We start from the raw sequence: 18,594 nt of genomic DNA, 5'->3' as shown, positions 1-18,594 counted from the left end.
TCGGGTATGAGCGATTCCGGTAGGGCATCCCTGGGCCAGCACTCACTGCTGTGGCGATGGGCGGGCGACATGCGCATCGCATTCGAAGGCGGTGCGGCCGGGCTGCTGCAGACGATGCATCCGGCAATCGGCTACGCGCTGATCGAGCACTCCAACTTCTTCGACGACCCGGTGGACCGGGTATTCCGTTCCCTGCCAGGAATTCTCGGCACCGTCTATCGTGCCGACGGTGCCGCCACGGGGATCGGTGTTCGCGACTACCACCGCGACATCAAAGGCGAGATGCCCGACGGGCAGCCGTATCACGCGCTGAATCCGAAAACCTACTGGTGGGCGCACGCCACCTTCCAGCGGATGGTCGACCGAGTGGCGACCTATTGGGACACCTACCCGTTGACCGATACCGAGCTACAGCAGCTCTACGACGAGGGCTGCCTCTGGTATCACCGATACGGTGTCAGCGACGCACCATTGCCCGCCGACCGCCAGGCGTTCGAGGCAGAGTTCGAACGCTATTGCACCCAAGTGCTGGAACCGAATCCAGCGTCGGACTACCTGATCGCCTTCATCAAACGCCAAGCCATCCCCGATATGAGCGCCTCGCCGTACTTCCCTGCGCTGCCCGGCTTGAACGGGGTCACGGACCGCCTGCTGCCGATGCGCTCGACCCGAACGGTGCTCGCGCCGCCGATGCGATTGACCATCTTTGGTGGCCTGCCCGAGGTTGTACGAGAACGATTCGAGATTCGATGGACCCGCACCGATGAGCGGGCGTACCGTGCCATCCGGGCAACCATCCGACACAGCTGGCCGCTGGTGCCCAGGCCGTGGCGTTGGCATGAAGAGGCGCGGATGGGTTGGTCGCGGGTCGAACGAGGTAGGTAGGAGCATGAATGCCGACAGTTGAACATTCCGCCGAGTTTTCGGTACCCGCCGATGTGTGCTTTGCCTACATCGACAGCGCCGACAACGTTCCCAAATTCGTGTTCGGGGCCAAGGCATTTGACTATCTGGTGCCTACCGCGCCGCGGCTCGGCGCCAAGTTTCTGTTGCGCATGCAACTCGGTCCGATCAAGTTCACCCTCAACGGTCACGTATCCGAGTACGCCGACGGTCAGATCATCGCCCTGTCACTCGACGATGGCCTCATCACCGGCACCGTGGTGTGGGGTGTGACGCCGGTCGACGCCGAACGGTGTTCGACTTCCGCGGAGATCCGCTACCAGGTCGGCGGCGGCCTGGCCGGCCGTGCGCTATCCAAGGTCATCGATTCCATCCTCGAGCCCGGTATCAAGTACACCGAGTCGAAACTGCGTGAACAGGTCACCGCGCACTATCGAGCCCTCGCTACGGACTGACCCAGCTGGTTCGCTTCGGGGCGGAATCGACAGCTGACGTGCGCCTTCAGCGATACGCTGCCGGACATGTCGCCCGGGACAGCGTCCGCCGAAAGCCTCGCGCGCCGTCGACGGGTGCTGACCGTGGCCGCCCGCATCGGCGCGGTGGTCGCTGTTTTCCTCGGCGGGTTGGCCATGCTCGCCGGCGAGCATGGCCTGTGGATCGGGGCGCTTGCCGTCGTATGCGCCCCGGTCTATCTCGTGCTCCCCAGGCTGTACCGCTTCGGTGAACTCCACGCGCCGTTGATCTTCATCGGCATTGCGTACTCCCTGACCACTCTCGTGACGGCGTATATAGGACGCGGATCGGGGCAGCAGCTGTACTTTCTGGTCGCCGCGTCGCTCGTCGTGCTGATCCTCGGCATCGAGCACATCGTGCTGGCATCAGTCGTGGCGGCGCTCGGGGCCGGGCTCACCATTGCGCTGCAGTTGCTGGCGCCCGTCGACACCGGGGTCCAGCCGACATGGGCGACGACCCTCGGGTTCGTCATCTCGGTGGTGTCGTCGTGGATCCTGGTGGTCGCGACCGTCTGGTATGCGATGCGCGAAATCGGCCGTGCGGAAACCGCTTTGGCGAGTGAGTACGAACGCTCCGAGTCGCTGTTGGTCAATATCCTGCCGGCGAAGATCGCGCAGCGGTTGAAGGATCCGTACCGGGATGTCATCGCCGACAGGTACGACGACGCGTCGGTGTTGTTCGCCGATATCGCCGGATTCACTCAGCGCGCAAGCGATACCACGCCCACCGAGCTGGTTCGGTTCCTCGACGGCCTGTACACCGACCTGGACACCCTGGTGGATCGGCATGGCCTGGAGAAGATCAAGACCAGTGGCGACTCCTACATGGTCGTCAGCGGGGTGCCGGAGCCGCGACCCGACCACCTCGAGGCGTTGGCGTCCCTGGCGCTGGACATGGTCGACGCCGTGGCGGAACTGAAGGACCCGGGCGGCCGACCGGTGCCGCTGCGCATCGGGCTGGCGGCCGGCCCGGTGGTCGCCGGCATCGTCGGCGCCCGGAAGTTCTTCTACGACGTCTGGGGTGACGCCGTCAACGTTGCGGCACGCATGGAGACCACCGACGTCGAAGGCCGAATTCAGGTGCCGCAGAACGTCTATGAGCGACTCAAGGACTTATTCGTGCTGGAGGAACGTGGGCCGGTCGAGGTCAAGGGCAAAGGCGTGATGCACACCTGGTACCTGGTCGGCCGCCGGACTTAGGCGGCAGCCTGCTCCAGTTCGTCGAGCGCTTCGCGGGCATAGACAGCGAGGCGCTGCAGGTGCGGCATGGTGTCGCGGCAGCCGACGAACCCGAGGATGACCTTGTCGGTATAGCCCACCAGGGTGATGTTCAGCCCGTAGCCGTCGCACAGGAACGAGACGGGGGCGATCAACTCCAGCTGTGCGCCACCGAGATACAGCGGATCCTTGGTCAGGACCACGTTCGACACCGTGAGGTTGAACAGCGGCGGAATCTTGGTCAGCGCACCGGTTTTCTGGCCGATGGTCAGCGGCAGCAGCCCCATCAGCGTGTAGTGGTTCAACGCGTTCGGTGACATCGCGAGCAGTTCCTTCTTGCCGCGGGTGGTCGAGGCGTTGATCACCGCCAGCCGCTCGAGTGGGTCGGATTCCGTTGTCGCCAAAGGACAGACGAAACCGGCGGCCGCGTTCAAGGTGTCCTCGTCCCGCTCCCAGCCAACCGGCACCGAGGCGGTCAGGGTTTGGTCGGGCAGCTCGTCCTGCTCGTCCAGGTAGCGGCGCAGGGCCGCGCCGCAGACGGCGAGCGTGACGTCGTTGACCGTCGTCTCAGTGGCTTTGGCGATCGCCTTCAGGCGGGAGAGTTCGAGAATCTCGACCGCGAGTCGACGCTGCGGGGTGAGAGTCGCGTTGAACGGCGCCCGCGGCGTGCCCAGCGTGGCGCCCACGTGGCTGTTGTCGCCGCCGATCATGCCGACCAGGCTCTTCACCAACTCGGCCGAGCCGGTGACACCGTCGGCTGTCCGGTTCCACAACTCGTACGCAACCGACGCGACCCGATTGCGGTCGGGCACCTCCGCCTTCGGTCCGGCCTCGGACAGCGGCACATAGCGGTCGGGTTCGGTGCTCAACCACTTCTTGATGGTGTTGATCGCGCCCATGCCGTCCACCGCACAGTGGTGCGCCTTGAAGTACATGGCGAAGCGCCCGTCGGACAGGCCCTCGATGAAGTGCGCCTCCCACACGGGCCGGCGCATGTCCAGCGGGTGGGCGTGCAACCGCGCAACGAGCTTGCCTAAATCGGTTTCGCTGCCCGGGTACGGCAGCGCCGAGAGCCGGACGTGATAGTCCGGATCGGGCTGGACGGTGTGCCACTCGGGGAAGATGCCGTCGACGATCTGACTGTCGAACGGGAACGGCAGGAACGAGAGTGTGGAGAACGCCTCATACAGCTTGCGGACGTAGTCCGGCCCGGCGCCGTCGGGCAGCCGGAACGTCAGCAGAGCACCGATGTGCATGGGCGTCCGGTCGGACTCCATCCGGTAGAACATCGTGTCGACAGCGCTCAACAACCGCATGCCAGCACTATGTCAGGCGCGCCAGCTGGAACGCGACGAAATCGACCACGAAATCCACGCCGGACGCGAATTCCGCGTCCCGGTCGAAGCGCGCGAGAAAGGGCGCGCACGCAACCACTTCCGGTAATGCGGAATCGTCGAGTTCGGCTTGCCTGGCTGTGATGTCGGCGGGATCGCCGCTACCGAACGTGGGGCCGGCGGACACCTCGCGAAGCAGCATCCCGACGACTGCGGCGACCAGGACGCGGGTGAGGCGCACGGCCTGCTCGGCGCCGGCTCCAGCCCGACGCAATATCGACAGCAGCGCGTCGACGGGCGTGAGCCCGGCGAGCGTCGACATCTGCCGGGTGAGCACCAGCGTCGCGGCCTCGGGGTGGGCGAGGGTCACCCGCCGGAACTCGTAGGCCAGGGCGCGAAGGTCGGTCCGCAGGTCGCCCGTGGGCGCCGGTGGCCGCAGCTGTCCGAGCAGATGTTCGGCGACGGCGTCGAGTAGATCGTCCTTGTCGGTGACGTGGTGGTACAGGCTTTTCGCATCGACGCCGAGCAGCCGGCTGACCGATCGCATGCTCACCGCGGCGATGCCGTCGTCGTCGATCACGGTCAGCGCGGCCTCGCGAATGGTCGATCGCGTCAACTGTGCCAGCGCCTTTGGTGGCCGTCCGCGGCGCGGAGCTGGGGTGGCCGCGTTCATGGCGCCATTCTTGCGCAGACTCTTGCAAATTTCCACACCGTGGGATTATTCTCAGTTAATCCCACGGTGTGGAAATAGATCGCAGTTCGAGGAGGACTCCATGACGCTCCGCTTCGCCATCCCGTCCGTCGAGGTGTTGCAGGCTCGCGAAAAGCTTGTCCTCGACCACTTTCACGACGAGGTGCGCCAGGACTGGGATGACGTGCTGGCCACCTTCCCGCATCCGCACTACGAGATCATCCCGACGCTCACCGTCCACGACGGTGACGCCGACGTGCGTGGCTACTACCACGACACCCGGGTCGCGTTTCCCGACCAGGACCACGAGATCATCGCGCTGCGGCACAGTGCCGATGCGGTGATCGTCGAATTCTGGCTGCTGGGAACACATCTGGGGCCGCTGGGCGGCATCCCGGCAACGGGCTCACGGCACCGGACCCGGATGACGGCCTACTTCGTGTTCGACGAGAACGAGAACCTGGTCGCCGAACGCATCTACTTCGACACGCTGACGATGCTGAAACAGCTTGTGGGAGGCCTCAATCTGCGTGATCCGCGAAACTGGCCCGTCGTCATCCGCGGGCTGAGGGGGCTCCTGGCCATGTCCAACCGGCCCGACGCCCGGCTCATCGATACCCCGTCCGCCGATCTGACCGCGTCGCCATGAAGGTCCACCACCTGAACTGCGGCACCATGCACCCGCGCTTCGTCCCCGACGGGCTGGTGTGCCACGTGCTGCTGGTGGAAACGCCGGGCGGTCTCGTGCTCGTCGACTCCGGACTGGGGCTGCGGGACGCCGAGTCGCCGGCCGGCCGCTTCGGCCCGGCCCGCTTCTACGTCCGGCCGGTGTTCGACCCGGCCGAAGCCGCCGTCAACCAAATCCGCAAACTTGGATTTCAGCCCACCGATGTCCGGCACATCATCCTGACCCACTTCGATGCGGACCACGTGGGCGGTCTTGCCGACTTCCCTTGGGCCCAGGTGCATCTCACCAACGCCGAAGCATTTGCGGCGCTGCACCCGAAAACCCTCGTGGAGAAGCAGCGGTACCTGCCGGCCGGACACGCCCACGGGCCACTGCTCGTCGAGCACTCACCCGCGGACGCCGAGTCTTGGCGCGGCTTCGCCGGCGCCAAAGAACTGACCGAGATCGCCGACGGCATCGTCTTGATCAACCTGCCAGGGCACACACGTGGGCACGCCGCGGTGGCGGTCGACGCCGGAAACCGCTGGATCCTGCACGTCGGCGACAGCTTCTACCATCACGGCCAGCTCGACGGCAGCGGTAGCGCACCCCGAGCGCTGACAATGATGGAACGCTCAGTTGCCTTCGACTGGAAGAAAGTCCAGGCCAATCACCAACGGCTGAGCGAACTTTGGGCCGCAAGCCAACCGGATCTACTGCTGGTCAACGCTCATGACCCGCAGCTGCTTCGGCGCGCGGCCATCTAGCCTGGTACGGCTGTAGCGGCCGTTGCCGCACGAACGTCGGCCACCAGAACCACGGGCCCAGCAGCCGCACCAGACACGGCACGATAAATGACCGCACCACCAGGGTGTCGAGCAGCAGGCCGATGCAGACCGTCGACCCCATCTGCCCGATGGTCCGCAGATCACTGGAGAGCATGGCCAGCATGGTGAACGCGAACACCAGACCGGCGGACGTCACGACGCCACCGGTGCTGCCCAGCGCACGGATGAGGCCGGTGTTCAGGCCGGCGTGGATCTCTTCTTTGAGCCGGGCCACCAGCAGCAGGTTGTAGTCCGAGCCGACGGCCACCAACACGATGAAGGTCAGCGGCAGGATCAGCCAATGCAGATGCAGCCCGATCAGGTGCTGCCAGATGAGCACCGACAACCCGAACGCCCCCGCATAGGAGAAGGCCACGGTGCCGGGAATGACCAGTGCAGCCACCAGGGATCGGGTGATGATCATCATGATCAGGAAGATCAGCACGAACGCCGCGATGGCCGCGATCATCAGGTCGTTCTTCGAGTACAGCTGGATGTCCTTGTTGTTGGACCCGGAACCACCGATGTAGATCTTCGACCCGGCCAGCGACGTTTCCTTCAAGGCGATCTTGATGGCGTCGGGGAACTGTTCGACGTGCTCGATGCCCTCGGGTCCCATGGCGTTGCCCTCGTGGGTGACGATGAAGCGCGCGGCATGTCCGTCGGGCGACATCATCAGTGCCATACCGGTTTTGATGTCGTCGTTGTCGAAGGCTTCGCGCGGAATGTAGAAGAAGTCGTCACTGCGCGACGCGTCGAAGTCGTTGCCGACGTTGATCATGTCGTCGAACGTCTGGTCGGTGTTCTTGTTCTGAATATCGGTAGGGCCGTAGTTGTTGACGATCAACGCCAGTAGCGCCTGATTGTCGGAGACCGTCTGCCGAAGCAGTGAGACCATCTGCGGCATCAGGCTGTCGATGACCTGAAACGAGCCGACCGCCTTGCCGATGTCGGCGGCCAGGTTGTCGACCTTGTCGATCACGTCGAACAGCGACCGGAACGACCAGCACACCGGAATGTCGAAACAGTGTGGCTCCCAATAGAAATACGCACGGAGTGGGCGCATGAAGTCGTCGAGGTTGGATACCGCGTCACGCATGTCGTTGGTGACCTGCTCCATGTCCTCCAGGGTCAACACCGTGTTGTGCAGTTCGTCGGCGAGTCGCTGGGTCAGGTCCGCCGTCTTCTGCAGCACTTCGATGCTGTGCGCGGTGATCTTGGCCTGCTTCGCGGTGTTCTCGTTGTTGTGCTGGGTGAACGGCAACTGCTGGCCGTTGCCGCTGCCTTGCGTGGTGAAAAGGTAAGGAATGGAGGCATGTTCGAGCGCCCGGCCCATGGGCCGGGTGATGCTCTGGACCATCGCCACGCCGGGTAGGCGGATCAGGGCTTTGGCCACCCGGTCCAGCGAGATGAAGTCCGCCGAGTTGCGCATGTCATGGTCCGCCTGGACCATCAGCATCTCGCTGAACAGCTTGCTCTTCGGGAAATGCCGGTCGGCGGCCTGAAATCCCTGATTGGCCGGGGCATCTGACGGCTGGTAGGTGCGATCGTCGAAACTGACCCGGTACGTCGGGACGAACACCGCGCCCGCCGAGACGACCGCGACACTGGCCACGAGAATCGGCTTGGGCCAGCGCACCACGGCGGTGCCGATGCGCCGGTACAACTTGGCCTTGACCGCTTGCTTCGGGTCGAAGAGCCCGAAGAGGCTGCCGACGCTGAGCAGTGCTGGCCCGATGGTCAGGGCACCGGCGATGGTGATCAGCATGCTGACCGCCACAGCGGGGCCCATGGTGTGGAAGTAGTTCAGCCGGGCGAACGTCAGGCAGGCGCAGGCGCCCGCGATGGTCAGGCCGGAGCCGACGATCACGTGCGAAACACCTTTGTAGGCGGTGTAATACGCGTCTTCACGACTCTCGCCGGCCAGGCGGGCTTCGTGATATCGGCCGATGAGGAAGATGCCGTAGTCGGTACCCGCGCCGAGGGTCAGCGAGATGACCATGTTGGTGGCAAAAGACGACAACGGGATGAAGCCGTAGTGCCCGAACGCGGAGATCACGCCCTTGACCGACAGCATCAGCAGGATCACCCCGAAGAACGGCACCAGCATCGTGACGACGGAGCGGTAGACCAGCAACAGCATGAAGATGATCAGGAACATCGTCGCGATGGTGATGTTGTTCAGGCTCGAGTTCGCGATGAGGACGGTGTCGGCGGCCAGTGGCGCCGCGCCACTGACGTAAACCTTCAGTCCGGCAGGCGGATTGGAGGTGTCGACGATTTTCCTGACGGCATTGACCGAGTTGTTGGCCTCCATCTGCCCGATGTCGCCGGCCAGGCGGAGCAGGACGTAGGCGGCTTTGCCGTCGAGGCTCTGCGCGCCGGCGGCGGTGATCGGCTTGCCCCAGGTGTCCATGACGTACTGCACGTGCGTGCTGTCGGCCTTGAGCGTGTTGACCAGGCCGGCGTAGTAGTCACGATCCTGCTCGGTGAGGCCGCGGTCGGCCTCCAGCACCAGCATGGTCAAGCTGGTCGAGGTGGATTCGTGGAATTCCTTGCCGATGGTCAGCATCGCGACCTGGGATGGCGCGTAGGTCGGCACCATCGGGCCGGCGAGTTCCTCGGCGACGCGTTCGATCTGCGGCACAAAGGTATTCGTGATCACCGCGAGCAGCGCCCAGAAGACGATGATCGGGATGGCCAGGAACCGAACGGTTCTGGCGACGAAGGGGCGCTTCGCCGCACTGTGTGCGGGGCGCGCGATCGGGGCGGTGTCGGTTTCGGTCACGCGGACTTCACCCGGCAGGCGACGTCGGCGTTGCCGTGGTCGTCGGATTGTTCATCGCGGACAACGTCATTCACCTTCATCCGGCAGCCGACGGTGCCGCCGTGCACCTGGATCGAAATACTGCCGGAGACCACGGTGAGGGTGGTGGTCTCGGTGTGTGACCACGGCAGTTCGGTGAGGTCGACCTTGTGGGGGTGCCCGCTGATGTCGACGTACGACAGCAGGCCGCCGGAGCCGAGGGTGCCGAAGACCTCATAAGTGAGGGTCTTGGGGGTGAACTCCGGAGGAGCCTGCGGCGGGTTGACCGCCAGCACCGGTCCCGGCTCGGAGAATTCGTGGACCTTGACCATGCACAGCACGCCGACGGCGATCGCGATGAGGGCGACCAACGGCATCCAGGCGCGTGCGAGCAATCGTCTGCCGGTAGAGCGCTGGCTCACTCGATCACCTTTCGACATCAGAGTTCTATATCAACTAGATTGAGATGAGTCGGCGTAAAGACTATCAGTCAATCGACGCCGGAGAAGTCTCACATATTCCGCGCCACAGAAAGGCGAGGTGAGAGCGTCCAGCTAATTCCCAGAATTCACCAAGGTGACGGCCGCGAGGCGTTTTTTCAGTTTGATCACCCGGAAGATCTGCGTCGTCACATTGATGGACGAGATCATGGCGATGATCCCGAGAAAGGTGCGCTCCGAAGGGGTTGTGCCGTGCAGTTGTTCCAGGCTGCCGAGCACGTAGAAACAGCCCAGCGAAAAGATGGCGAGGGGAATTGCGAACGTCATCAGGGTCCGCTGATTGTTGACCACCTGGGTCGCATATTCCAGTTCTTCAGGCGTCATCGGCTGGCGCTTTCGAACCTTGGTGAGCACCGTCTGCTTGGCCCGCACGCCCTCGGCCATCGGCAACTGGGGTTGTTTTCGGAGGCGCTGAATGTAGAAGAACATCACCGTAGCGGCGAACAGCAGCGTCAAGAGGGCGACGTCGGCCAGCTTGCCGAACAGGTGCCAGTCGGTGCCGAGGAAGTTCCAATCCATGCGGACACTCCTTTGCGGTTCTGGATGTGTGGGACGTTACCTCAGCTAACTGGGAACATGTAGGCGGTGTCAACTCGATTGACATGGGGTCTTGATGCCCGAGGATCGATGGCACAGACTGGCGACGATGACGAACGTGCAGACCGTCAGGGGCCCGGTTCCTGTCGACCGACTCGGGGCGACGCTCATGCATGAGCACGTGTTCATCCTGGGCGACGAGATTCGGCAGAATTTCCCCGACTATCCGTCGCCGTGGGATGAGGAGACCCGCGTCGCCGATGCAATAGAGCAACTGCGCCAATGCAAATCACGCGGCATCGACACGATCGTCGACCCCACGGTGATCGGTCTGGGCCGCTACCTGCCCCGCATCCAGCGGGTCAACGAACAGGTCGACATCAACATTGTGGTGGCGACAGGCATCTACACGTACAACGACGTGCCGTTCCAGTTCCTGCACACGGGCCCGGGCCAGCTGTTCGACACTCCGGAGCCGATGGTCGAACTGTTCGTCAGAGATATCCGCGAGGGCATCGCCGGCACCGGGGTCAAGGCGGCGTTCCTGAAATGCGCCATCGAGCACCAGGGGCTGACGCCGGGCGTCGAGCGGGTGATGCGCGCCGTCGGCCAGGCCCAGGTGCAAACCGGTGCCCCCATCACCGTGCACACCCACTCGCACAGCCGCTCCGGCCTCGTCGCGCAGCAGGTGTTCGCCGAGGAAGGTGTCGACCTGACCAAGGTCGTCATCGGGCACTCCGGCGACAGCACGGACCTCGACTACCTGTGCGCGCTCGCCGACGCCGGGTCGTATCTCGGTATGGACCGCTTCGGGCTCGACATCCTGCTGCCATTCGAGCAGCGGGTCGACACCGTGGCGGCGCTGGCCAAACGCGGCTATGCCGAGAAGATGGTGCTGGCGCATGACACCTCGTGCTTCATCGACTGGTTCTCGCATGAGGGCAAACTCGCCGCGGTGCCCAACTGGAAGCTGACCCACATCAGCGACGACGTGCTGCCCGCACTGCGGGAGCGTGGCGTCACCGACGAACAGCTCACCACCATGCTGGTGGACAACCCGTGCCGGTATTTCAGCGGCGAGATCGCCTGAGCGGCAGCGGGATGCGGCTACTGCTGATCTCCGACACCCATGTGCCCAAGCGGGCCCGGGACATGCCCGCGCAGGTCTGGGACGAGGTGGCCCGCGCCGACGTGGTGCTGCACGCCGGCGACTGGGTGGACGTGGCACTGCTCGACGAACTCGAGCAGCGGGCAGCGCGTCTGGTCGCCTGCTGGGGCAACAACGATGGCGACGATCTGCGCGCCCGGCTGCCCGAGCGGGCCGACGTCACGCTCGACGGCGTGCGGTTCACCGTCACGCATGAGACCGGCGCGTCCGCGGGACGCGATGCCCGTATGGCCCGGCTGTACCCCGACACCGACGTGCTGGTGTTCGGGCACAGTCACATTCCCTGGGACAGCACCGCCGCCACCGGACTGCGGCTGCTCAACCCCGGCTCACCCACCGACCGCCGGCGTCAGCCGCACTGCACGTACATGACAGCGACGATCGAGCAGGGTGTTCTCGCGGAAGTGGTGTTGCACGAGCTGTGAGATGGAAAGGTGGTCGGCATGGAGCAGAAGCCGCCAACCGATGCCATCGCCGCCGCCAATCGCGCCCACACTGCGTCGCTCCCGTTCGCGGACACCCGCGACTTCGACGACGCCGACCGCGGGTTCATCGCCGCGCTGGAACCGTGCGTCGTCACGGCCGCCGACGGAAGAGTGGTGTGGGACAACGACTCCTACAACTTTCTGAACGGCGACGCGCCGGACAGTGTGCACCCGAGCCTGTGGCGACAGTCCCAGCTGTGCACCAAACAGGGCCTGTACGAAGTGGTGCCGGGCATCTATCAGGTCCGCGGTCTGGACCTGTCGAACATCAGCTTCATCGAGGGCGATACCGGTGTCATCGTCATCGACCCGCTGATCTCCACCGAGACCGCCGCCGCGGCGCTCGCGCTGTATCGCGCCCAGCGCGGTGAGCGTGAAGTCCGGGCGGTCATCTACACGCACAGCCACGTCGACCATTTCGGTGGCGTGCTCGGCGTGACCTCACAGGCCGAGGTCGACGCCGGCGCCGTCGCGATCATCGCTCCCGAGGGCTTCACCGAACATGCTGTGCAGGAAAACGTCTACGCCGGAACGGCGATGGCCCGCCGCGCGGGCTACATGTACGGCGCGGCACTCGATCGTGGCCCGCAGGGGCAGGTCGGCTGCGGCCTGGGGCAGGTCGGGTCGACGGGTGAGGTGGCACTGATCGTGCCGACCCTCGATATCAAGGTGACGGGCGAGACGCACACCATCGACGGCGTCGAGATCGAGTTCCAGATGGCGCCGGGCACCGAGGCCCCCGCCGAGATGCACTTCTATTTCCCGCAATTCCGGGCACTGTGCATGGCCGAGAACGCCACCCACAACCTGCACAACCTACTGACGCTGCGTGGCGCACTGGTGCGCGACCCGCACGGCTGGGCCGGTTACCTGACCGAGGCCATCGACACCTTCGCCGGCCGCGCCGACGTCGTCTTCGCATCGCACCACTGGCCGACCTGGGGCCAGGACAACATCGTCGAATACCTTTCGGTGCAACGGGATCTGTACGCCTACCTGCACGACCAGACGCTGCGGCAGCTCAACCAGGGCTACACAGGCATCGAGATCGCCGAAACCTTCCAGATGCCACCGGCTTTGGAGCAGGCCTGGCACACCCACGGCTACTACGGGTCGGTCAGCCACAACGTCAAAGCGGTCTACCAGCGCTACATGGGCTGGTTCGACGGCAACCCGGGCCGGCTCTGGCAGCATCCGCCGGCCGCGGCGGCGCCCCGCTACGTGGCTGCCATGGGCGGTATCGACCGGGTCGTCGAGCTGGCGCAGGCCGCGTTCGACGAAGGTGACTTCCGTTGGGCGGTAACCCTGTTGGATCACGCGATCTTCACCGACGAGCACCATGCCGCCGCCCGGGAGCTGTACGCGGACACCCTGGAGCAGCTGGCCTACGGCGCCGAGAACGCGGTGTGGCGCAACTTCTTCCTGTCCGGCGCCACCGAACTGCGCGTCGGTAAGTTCGGCACCCCGACGCAGTCGGCATCACCTTCGATGCTGGCGCAGTTGACGCCTGAGCAGATGTTCGACACTTTCGCGATCAACGTCAACGGCCCGCGCGCGTGGGACCTGAACCTCGCCATCGACGTGACATTCCAGGACGTCGCCGCCAACTACCGGCTGGCGCTGCGCAATGGCGTTCTGGTGCACCGCAAGGTCGCCGCGGACCCAGGTACCGCACAGGCCACCGTCACCCTGGCGAACAAGTTGCGGCTCTTGGCATTTGCTGCCGGAGACACCAGCTCGCCAGGCGTGGAGGTGACCGGTGACGCCACCGCGCTCCCGACACTGCTGAGCGTCGTCGACCGGCCCGACCCGGCGTTCAACATCATCACCCCCTGACGCCGAGTGGCCAGTCGCAGCACGCGACTTCGTGAAAAGCGTGCTGCAACTGGCCTTTCGGCGGTCAGGCGGTCGGTACCCAGTTGCCGTGGAATCCGGCCGGGACCCGGTGCGGAATCTTGATGCTCGCGACGTCCTCCAACGTCTGTGCGTCGAGGATCGCCAGCTCGCTGCGGTCGGTCGCCTCGTCGTAGACGTAACCCATCAGCACCCCGTCGTCTTCGGCCGCGGTCGGCGATGACGGGTGGAAGACGAACTCGCCCAGCATCTTCCCGGCGCCGAAGAAGCGCGTCGCGGTGCTGCCGGCGATCAGGTCGTGCTTGAGCAGGGTGTCGCTGCCGCCCGCGCCTTCGCTGACGGTGGGTGCGTAGCCGTAGCGGTGGCGCTTGCCGACCAGGCGCTCATCGAGGCGGGGGAACTCCTGCGGATGATCGTCGAAGCGTTCCTCGCGGACCTTGCCGTCGCCCAGGTCGACGGTCCAGCGCTCGAGGGTCGGCGACCCCTCGTTCGGTCCCAGCTGGTCGGTGTCGAACATCTTCGGGTGCCGCACGACATCCAGGATGATGGTGTTGTCGTCAGGGGAGTCGTACGCGTTCAGCGGGTGGAAGACGTAGCACGGCTCGACGTCGAACCAGCGGACGTCGGCGCTGCCACCATCGCGCGGCATGACGCCGACACGTGCCGGATATTTCGGGTTCCACGAGTACGGCATCCGGCGGTCCCGCTGGTTGAGGTTCGGCTGCCGGGCGGTGACGGGGTCGGGGATCTTGACCCGACCGATCAACGAGGACAACAGAAGTCGCGCGGGCACCCGCAGTGCCTTCGGCACGGCCATCTCGGCGACGATCCGAGCGTCGAACGTCACGGGCAGGTCGTAGAAGATCACATGCCGTTCGGTCAGCGAGAAGTCGTGCATCATCGGGCTGCCGTGCACCTCGATGTCGACGGTGCGCTTGGCGCGGCCGTCGGTGCCGATCACCGAGTATTGCACGGTGTTGCCGCGCGCGAAGCTGTACGAAACAGCATGCAGCTCACCGGTTTCCGGGTCGCGCTTGGGGTGTGCGGTGTAGCCGCCGCTGAGGGTGCCGTCGAAATCGCAGACGCCGACGGTGTCGAGCTCCTCGCTCAGTTCGTAGTTGGCCAGGCCGCCTTCGACCAGCGCCAGCGTCTTGCCGGCATGGCCGAGCACGTTGGTGTTCGCGCCGATGCCGGACGGGCCGAAATGTCCTTTGGGGGCCGGCTCGCCCAACGTGTGGGCGGTCATCGGGCCGCGGACCCACCGGTTGCGGTACCACTCGGCTTTGCCGTCGCGGATGCGGACGCCATGGACCATGCCGTCGCCGATGAACCAGTGGTAGAGCTCCGGATCGATCTCGCCGATCGGGTTGGGGCCGTTGCGCAGATAGCGACCGTCGAGATAGTCCGGGATCGTGCCGGTGACGGTCAGGTCGGTCAGGGTGAATTCGTCGTGCAGTGGCGCGAAGGCGCCTTCCAGGTAGCGGTTGGTCATCCCAGAACCTCCATAACAGTGTTATTGGCTGTGGTTACTGGTATAACACTGTTATGAGAGGTGCGCAAGAGTGAGCGATGAAATTCGTCGGCAATTGATCGAAGCCGGTATCGCGATTCTGGAGCGCGACGGCATCCAGGCGCTGAGCGTGCGCAAGCTCGCCGCCGAGGTCGGCACGTCAACCATGGTGGTGTACACGCACTTCGGTTCGATGGCTGGTGTGCTGGAGGCCATCTCGGCCGAGATCTTCGCCCGTTTCGGTGCGGCCCTGGCGGCTGTGCCGCACACCGATGATCCAGTTGCTGATTTCTTCTCGATGGGCGCCGCGTATCGGCGTTTCGCGCTGACGAATCCGCAGCACTACCAATTGATGTTCGGCACTTCGGTGCCCGCGTCGTTGTCGAGTGGTCGTGAGGATTTGACGGTGACCGGCCATGCCTCCTCGTACGATGCGTCGTTCCAGACGCTCTGCGCATCGGTGCGTCGGATGACTGAAGCTGGGCGCATCCGCAAGTGCGACGAAGCCGCTGTCGCAGGCCGGATCTGGAGCATCTGCCACGGCGCGGTGACCCTCGAGATGGCGGGGTTCTTCGGTAGTGAGGGCCATGGCCTGCGGGAAATTCTCAGCCCGCTGACCGTCGATCTTCTGGTCGGAATGGGTGACGAACGGGACCGCACCAACGCGTCACTGGCCACCGCCGCCGCGGCTCTCCTGGCGAGCGGCCAACCTGTGAGCTAGGCGAAACCGCCGTCGGCCCGCAGGATCGAACCGGTGGTGAAGCTCGACGCATCGGACATCAAAAACAGTGCGGCGCCGACGATTTCACGCGGCTCACCGGCGCGCTGCAGCGGCAGTGAGCGAAAAGCGTTCGACGTATCCTCGCCCCAGGCCTTGCTGATGTCGGTGAGGAACGGCCCGGCCATCAGGGTGTTGACCCGCACGGTCGGGCCGAACGCCTTCGCGAAACCCTCTGTGAGCGTGTTCAATCCGGCCTTGGCGGCGGCATACGGCAGCATGTAGGAGTCCGGACGCAGCGAGCCCGACGAACTGATGTTGATGATCGACCCGCCGCCGTCGGCCACCATGCGCTCGCCGACCAATGCCGACAATCGGAACGGCCCCTTGAAGTTCAGGTTCACCACGGCGTCGAAAAGCTTCTCCGGTACAGAGCCCAACGACTCGTACAGCGGCGACATCCCGGCGTTGTTCACCAGCACATCGACCTTGCCGAACCGGGCATACGCGGCATCGACCAGACCGTCGAGCTCATCCCAGCGCCCGACGTGCACCTGGTGGGCAAGCGCCGCGCGTCCCGTCGCCTCGACGATCTCATCGGCGGTGGTCTGACACGACTCGAGGTTCCGGCTGGCGATGATGACGTCGGCGCCGCAGTGCGCCGCCGCGAACGCCATCTCCCTGCCCAGTCCGCGACTGCCCCCAGTGATCAGGACGACCCGGTCAGTGAGGTCGAAGAGTTCGTCGGCATACCCCATGGCTTTATGGTGGCACGGTGCAACTGCTTCTCATCCGTCACGCCCTGCCGCTGCGCAATGAGCCCGGCGAAGGTGCCGACCCTGACCTGTCCGAGGAAGGCATCGCGCAGGCGGGTCGGCTGCCCGACGCGCTCAAGCGGTACCCGATCACGCGGCTGATCAGCAGCCCACAGAAGCGCGCCATCCAGACCGGCCAGCCGGTGGCAGACGCACTCGGGCTGTCCATCGAGATCGACGACCGGCTCGCCGAGTACGACCGCGACATGGAGCAGTACATCCCGATCGAGCAGATCGCGGCCGAGCACCCCGAGGAGATGGCCCGGCTGATGACCGGCCACCTGCCCAGCAGCGTCGACGAGGAGGCGTTCCTGGCTCGCATCGCCGAGGCCATCGCCGACATCGCGAGCGAAGCCGAGGCCGAGGACACCGTCGCGATCTTCAGCCACGGCGGCGTCATCAACGGGTTGCTGCACGACATCCTGCCGACCGAGCGCATCCTGTCGTTCCAGGTCGACTACACCGGCATCACCCGGCTGCTGTCCTCGCGCAGCGGACGGCTCGCGGTCGCCGGCGTCAACAGCGTCGAACACGTGTGGGACCTGCTGCCGCGCAACCAGCGGTGGTAGACACATTTGGTGACCAGTCTCGATGGCCTTGACCTGACTGCCCTTGACGCGCACCTACGCGAGATCGGGGTGGCCCGCAGCGGTGAGCTGCGCGCTGAGCTGATTGCCGGGGGCCGGTCGAATCTGACGTTCCTGGTGTTCGACGACGCCGCCAAGTGGGTGCTGCGCCGGCCGCCTCTGCACGGCCTGACGCCGTCGGCACACGACATGGCTCGTGAGTACAAAGTCGTTGCGGCGCTTGAGGGTACGACGGTGCCGGTGGCGCATGCGGTGACGATGCGCAACGACGACTCGGTGCTGGGTGCGCCGTTCCAGATGGTCGATTTCGTGCCCGGCCGGGTGGTGCGGTATTCGGCGGAGCTCGACGCGCTGGGGGACCAGCAGGCCATCGACGCCTGCGTGGATGCGCTGATCACGGTGTTGGCCGATCTGCATGCCCTGGATCCGGAAGCTGTCGGGCTGGGGGACTTCGGTAAGGCCAATGGGTATCTGGAGCGGCAGGTGCGGCGTTGGGGTTCGCAGTGGGATCTGGTGCGGCTGCCCGACGATCCGCGCGACGACGACGTGCGTCGGCTGCACGGCCTGCTGGCTGAGAAGCTGCCGCCGCAGAGCCGCGCGGCGATCGTGCACGGCGACTACCGGATCGACAACACGATGCTCGACGCGGTCGATGCCACGAAGGTGCGGGCGGTGCTGGACTGGGAGATGTCGACCCTGGGGGATCCGCTGTCGGATGCGGCGCTGATGTGCGTCTACCGGCACCCGATGTTCTCCATGGTGCATTCGGATGCGGCCTGGTCCTCGGACAAGATCCCGCCGATGGACCAGCTCGCCCAGAAGTACTCGGTTGCGGCTGGGCAGCCTTTGGATCATTGGGAGTTCTATCTGGCGCTGGCGTACTTCAAGCTGGCGATCATTGCGGCCGGCATCGACTTCCGGGCCCGCATGGCCGCCGGCGGGGCGGGCCATGACGACCCCGTCGGTGAGGCCGTCGCGCCGCTGATCGCCGCCGGACTCGCTGTCCTCTAGAGCCCGGCCTTCAGGTTCTTCTTCGCGGCCAGCCGCAGTTGCAGGATCCTGGTGGTGGCGACCGCGAAGGTCAGCAGGCCGCCGGCGATCGCCGCGAGCAGGATGGTCACGCCCAGTTGCACCTGGTGCAGCTTCCAGCCGAGCAGGACGATGTCGACCGGGGTGTCGTTCTGGATGACGAACACCAGCAGCAGGATCAGGATCAGGAAACCGAGAACCAGCGCTGACCACAGGGCCGCCGTGCGGGTGAACTTCACCGCCGACTCGGGAGTCTTGGGCGCCTTCGACGATTTGGGCGACTTGGGCGCCGCAGGTTCGGTGTGGGCGGGCGCGGCCTCGGGCGTCGGCTCGGTCGGCTCGGGGGTCGACGCGTGATCGCTACTCATAGGCACCATCTTGACTGTTCTACGGGCAGGATGCCGGGAACTGCGGCACCAATTTTCGAATAACG

19 protein-coding genes are annotated in these 18,594 nt (G+C 65.1%); 11 read left to right on the top strand and 8 right to left on the bottom strand.

Annotation, left to right across the window (positions count from 1 at the left end):
• Positions 1 to 6: 6 nt before the first annotated feature.
• The 3 genes from TL10_RS16595 to TL10_RS16585 all read left to right on the top strand — a co-directional run bounded on the left by TL10_RS16595 (position 7) and on the right by TL10_RS16585 (position 2,615).
• Positions 7 to 885, top strand: coding sequence for an oxygenase MpaB family protein (locus TL10_RS16595; protein ID WP_043986452.1), 879 nt, complete (start codon positions 7 to 9; stop codon positions 883 to 885).
• An 8-nt stretch (positions 886 to 893) separates the two neighbouring features.
• Positions 894 to 1,358: an SRPBCC family protein gene (locus TL10_RS16590; RefSeq protein WP_043986451.1), complete on the top strand. Its 465-nt coding sequence runs from the start codon at positions 894 to 896 to the stop codon at positions 1,356 to 1,358.
• Positions 1,359 to 1,424: 66 nt separating this feature from the next.
• A complete protein-coding gene (locus TL10_RS16585) occupies positions 1,425 to 2,615 on the top strand; it encodes an adenylate/guanylate cyclase domain-containing protein (protein ID WP_082067973.1) in 1,191 nt (396 codons plus the stop codon).
• On the opposite strand, the gene TL10_RS16580 is transcribed toward TL10_RS16585, so the two are convergent.
• Together TL10_RS16580 and TL10_RS16575 are read right to left on the bottom strand one after the other, a co-directional pair.
• Positions 2,612 to 3,949: a WS/DGAT/MGAT family O-acyltransferase gene (locus tag TL10_RS16580; protein ID WP_043986449.1), complete on the bottom strand. Its 1,338-nt coding sequence runs from the start codon at positions 3,947 to 3,949 to the stop codon at positions 2,612 to 2,614. The genes TL10_RS16585 and TL10_RS16580 overlap by 4 nt on opposite strands.
• Before the next feature lie 7 nt (positions 3,950 to 3,956).
• Entirely contained in the window at positions 3,957 to 4,640 is a 684-nt protein-coding gene (locus TL10_RS16575; RefSeq protein WP_043986476.1) for a TetR/AcrR family transcriptional regulator, read from the bottom strand.
• A gap of 100 nt (positions 4,641 to 4,740) precedes the next feature.
• Here TL10_RS16575 and TL10_RS16570 point away from each other — a divergent pair, with 100 nt between their 5' ends.
• Together TL10_RS16570 and TL10_RS16565 are read left to right on the top strand one after the other, a co-directional pair.
• Positions 4,741 to 5,307, top strand: a complete 567-nt coding sequence (locus tag TL10_RS16570) for an ester cyclase (RefSeq protein ID WP_043402703.1) — start codon at positions 4,741 to 4,743, stop codon at positions 5,305 to 5,307.
• Complete coding sequence (locus TL10_RS16565) at positions 5,304 to 6,092, top strand: MBL fold metallo-hydrolase (protein WP_043986447.1); 789 nt, start codon at positions 5,304 to 5,306, stop codon at positions 6,090 to 6,092. Before TL10_RS16570 ends, TL10_RS16565 begins: the two co-directional genes overlap by 4 nt.
• Here TL10_RS16565 and TL10_RS16560 read toward each other — a convergent pair.
• The 3 genes from TL10_RS16560 to TL10_RS16550 form a co-directional block, all read right to left on the bottom strand.
• Positions 6,049 to 8,916, bottom strand: coding sequence for an MMPL/RND family transporter (locus tag TL10_RS16560; RefSeq protein ID WP_043986475.1), 2,868 nt, complete (start codon positions 8,914 to 8,916; stop codon positions 6,049 to 6,051). The genes TL10_RS16565 and TL10_RS16560 overlap by 44 nt on opposite strands.
• Positions 8,917 to 8,936: 20 nt before the next feature.
• Positions 8,937 to 9,335, bottom strand: a complete 399-nt coding sequence (locus TL10_RS16555; protein WP_043402709.1) for an MmpS family transport accessory protein — start codon at positions 9,333 to 9,335, stop codon at positions 8,937 to 8,939.
• Positions 9,336 to 9,512: 177 nt separating this feature from the next.
• Positions 9,513 to 9,977 carry a hypothetical protein gene (locus TL10_RS16550; protein WP_043986445.1) on the bottom strand — a complete coding sequence of 155 codons (465 nt, stop codon included), beginning with the start codon at positions 9,975 to 9,977 and terminating at the stop codon, positions 9,513 to 9,515.
• A 127-nt stretch (positions 9,978 to 10,104) separates the two neighbouring features.
• Here TL10_RS16550 and TL10_RS16545 point away from each other — a divergent pair, with 127 nt between their 5' ends.
• From TL10_RS16545 to TL10_RS16535, 3 genes are read left to right on the top strand one after another with little or no spacing between them, the layout of a single operon-like run.
• Positions 10,105 to 11,085, top strand: a complete 981-nt coding sequence (locus tag TL10_RS16545) for a phosphotriesterase family protein (RefSeq protein ID WP_043986443.1) — start codon at positions 10,105 to 10,107, stop codon at positions 11,083 to 11,085.
• Between the two features lie 11 nt (positions 11,086 to 11,096).
• On the top strand, positions 11,097 to 11,588 hold the full coding sequence (locus tag TL10_RS16540) for a metallophosphoesterase family protein (protein ID WP_043986442.1): 492 nt from the start codon (positions 11,097 to 11,099) through the stop codon (positions 11,586 to 11,588).
• A gap of 18 nt (positions 11,589 to 11,606) precedes the next feature.
• Positions 11,607 to 13,484 (top strand): alkyl/aryl-sulfatase, encoded by a 1,878-nt coding sequence (locus tag TL10_RS16535; RefSeq protein WP_043986441.1) that lies wholly within the window; start codon positions 11,607 to 11,609, stop codon positions 13,482 to 13,484.
• Between the two features lie 64 nt (positions 13,485 to 13,548).
• On the opposite strand, the gene TL10_RS16530 is transcribed toward TL10_RS16535, so the two are convergent.
• Positions 13,549 to 14,994 carry a carotenoid oxygenase family protein gene (locus TL10_RS16530; protein ID WP_043986440.1) on the bottom strand — a complete coding sequence of 482 codons (1,446 nt, stop codon included), beginning with the start codon at positions 14,992 to 14,994 and terminating at the stop codon, positions 13,549 to 13,551.
• 70 nt (positions 14,995 to 15,064) lie between these two features.
• On the opposite strand from TL10_RS16530, the gene TL10_RS16525 reads away from it, so the two are divergent.
• Complete coding sequence (locus tag TL10_RS16525; RefSeq protein WP_043402726.1) at positions 15,065 to 15,733, top strand: TetR/AcrR family transcriptional regulator; 669 nt, start codon at positions 15,065 to 15,067, stop codon at positions 15,731 to 15,733.
• Here the strand turns inward: TL10_RS16525 and TL10_RS16520 are convergent.
• The gene (locus TL10_RS16520; protein WP_043986439.1) at positions 15,730 to 16,488 is read right to left on the bottom strand and encodes an SDR family NAD(P)-dependent oxidoreductase; all 759 of its coding nucleotides are present in this window, start codon (positions 16,486 to 16,488) and stop codon (positions 15,730 to 15,732) included. The genes TL10_RS16525 and TL10_RS16520 overlap by 4 nt on opposite strands.
• A gap of 17 nt (positions 16,489 to 16,505) precedes the next feature.
• Between TL10_RS16520 and TL10_RS16515 the strand changes: the two genes are divergently transcribed.
• Positions 16,506 to 17,114: a histidine phosphatase family protein gene (locus TL10_RS16515; RefSeq protein ID WP_043986438.1), complete on the top strand. Its 609-nt coding sequence runs from the start codon at positions 16,506 to 16,508 to the stop codon at positions 17,112 to 17,114.
• 9 nt (positions 17,115 to 17,123) lie between these two features.
• Positions 17,124 to 18,143 carry a phosphotransferase family protein gene (locus tag TL10_RS16510; protein WP_043986437.1) on the top strand — a complete coding sequence of 340 codons (1,020 nt, stop codon included), beginning with the start codon at positions 17,124 to 17,126 and terminating at the stop codon, positions 18,141 to 18,143.
• Here TL10_RS16510 and TL10_RS16505 read toward each other — a convergent pair.
• Positions 18,140 to 18,529 carry a lipopolysaccharide assembly protein LapA domain-containing protein gene (locus TL10_RS16505; protein WP_043986436.1) on the bottom strand — a complete coding sequence of 130 codons (390 nt, stop codon included), beginning with the start codon at positions 18,527 to 18,529 and terminating at the stop codon, positions 18,140 to 18,142. The genes TL10_RS16510 and TL10_RS16505 overlap by 4 nt on opposite strands.
• Between the last annotated feature and the right edge of the window lie 65 nt (positions 18,530 to 18,594).

The organism is Mycolicibacterium llatzerense (assembly GCF_000878195.1).
GTDB lineage: Bacteria > Actinomycetota > Actinomycetes > Mycobacteriales > Mycobacteriaceae > Mycobacterium > Mycobacterium llatzerense.
This window is presented reverse-complemented; position numbering and strand designations above follow the sequence as displayed.

Bases quoted from the DNA above. Each gene is read 5' to 3' on its own strand.
- TL10_RS16595 (WP_043986452.1), top strand. From the start codon at position 7: ATGAGCGATTCCGGTAGGGCATCCCTGGGCCAGCACTCACTGCTGTGG.
- TL10_RS16590 (WP_043986451.1), top strand. From the start codon at position 894: ATGCCGACAGTTGAACATTCCGCCGAGTTTTCGGTACCCGCCGATGTG.
- TL10_RS16585 (WP_082067973.1), top strand. From the start codon at position 1,425: ATGTCGCCCGGGACAGCGTCCGCCGAAAGCCTCGCGCGCCGTCGACGG.
- TL10_RS16580 (WP_043986449.1), bottom strand. From the start codon at position 3,949: ATGCGGTTGTTGAGCGCTGTCGACACGATGTTCTACCGGATGGAGTCC.
- TL10_RS16575 (WP_043986476.1), bottom strand. From the start codon at position 4,640: ATGAACGCGGCCACCCCAGCTCCGCGCCGCGGACGGCCACCAAAGGCG.
- TL10_RS16570 (WP_043402703.1), top strand. From the start codon at position 4,741: ATGACGCTCCGCTTCGCCATCCCGTCCGTCGAGGTGTTGCAGGCTCGC.
- TL10_RS16565 (WP_043986447.1), top strand. From the start codon at position 5,304: ATGAAGGTCCACCACCTGAACTGCGGCACCATGCACCCGCGCTTCGTC.
- TL10_RS16555 (WP_043402709.1), bottom strand. From the start codon at position 9,335: ATGCCGTTGGTCGCCCTCATCGCGATCGCCGTCGGCGTGCTGTGCATG.
- TL10_RS16550 (WP_043986445.1), bottom strand. From the start codon at position 9,977: ATGGATTGGAACTTCCTCGGCACCGACTGGCACCTGTTCGGCAAGCTG.
- TL10_RS16545 (WP_043986443.1), top strand. From the start codon at position 10,105: ATGACGAACGTGCAGACCGTCAGGGGCCCGGTTCCTGTCGACCGACTC.
- TL10_RS16540 (WP_043986442.1), top strand. From the start codon at position 11,097: ATGCGGCTACTGCTGATCTCCGACACCCATGTGCCCAAGCGGGCCCGG.
- TL10_RS16535 (WP_043986441.1), top strand. From the start codon at position 11,607: ATGGAGCAGAAGCCGCCAACCGATGCCATCGCCGCCGCCAATCGCGCC.
- TL10_RS16530 (WP_043986440.1), bottom strand. From the start codon at position 14,994: ATGACCAACCGCTACCTGGAAGGCGCCTTCGCGCCACTGCACGACGAA.
- TL10_RS16520 (WP_043986439.1), bottom strand. From the start codon at position 16,488: ATGGGGTATGCCGACGAACTCTTCGACCTCACTGACCGGGTCGTCCTG.
- TL10_RS16505 (WP_043986436.1), bottom strand. From the start codon at position 18,529: ATGAGTAGCGATCACGCGTCGACCCCCGAGCCGACCGAGCCGACGCCC.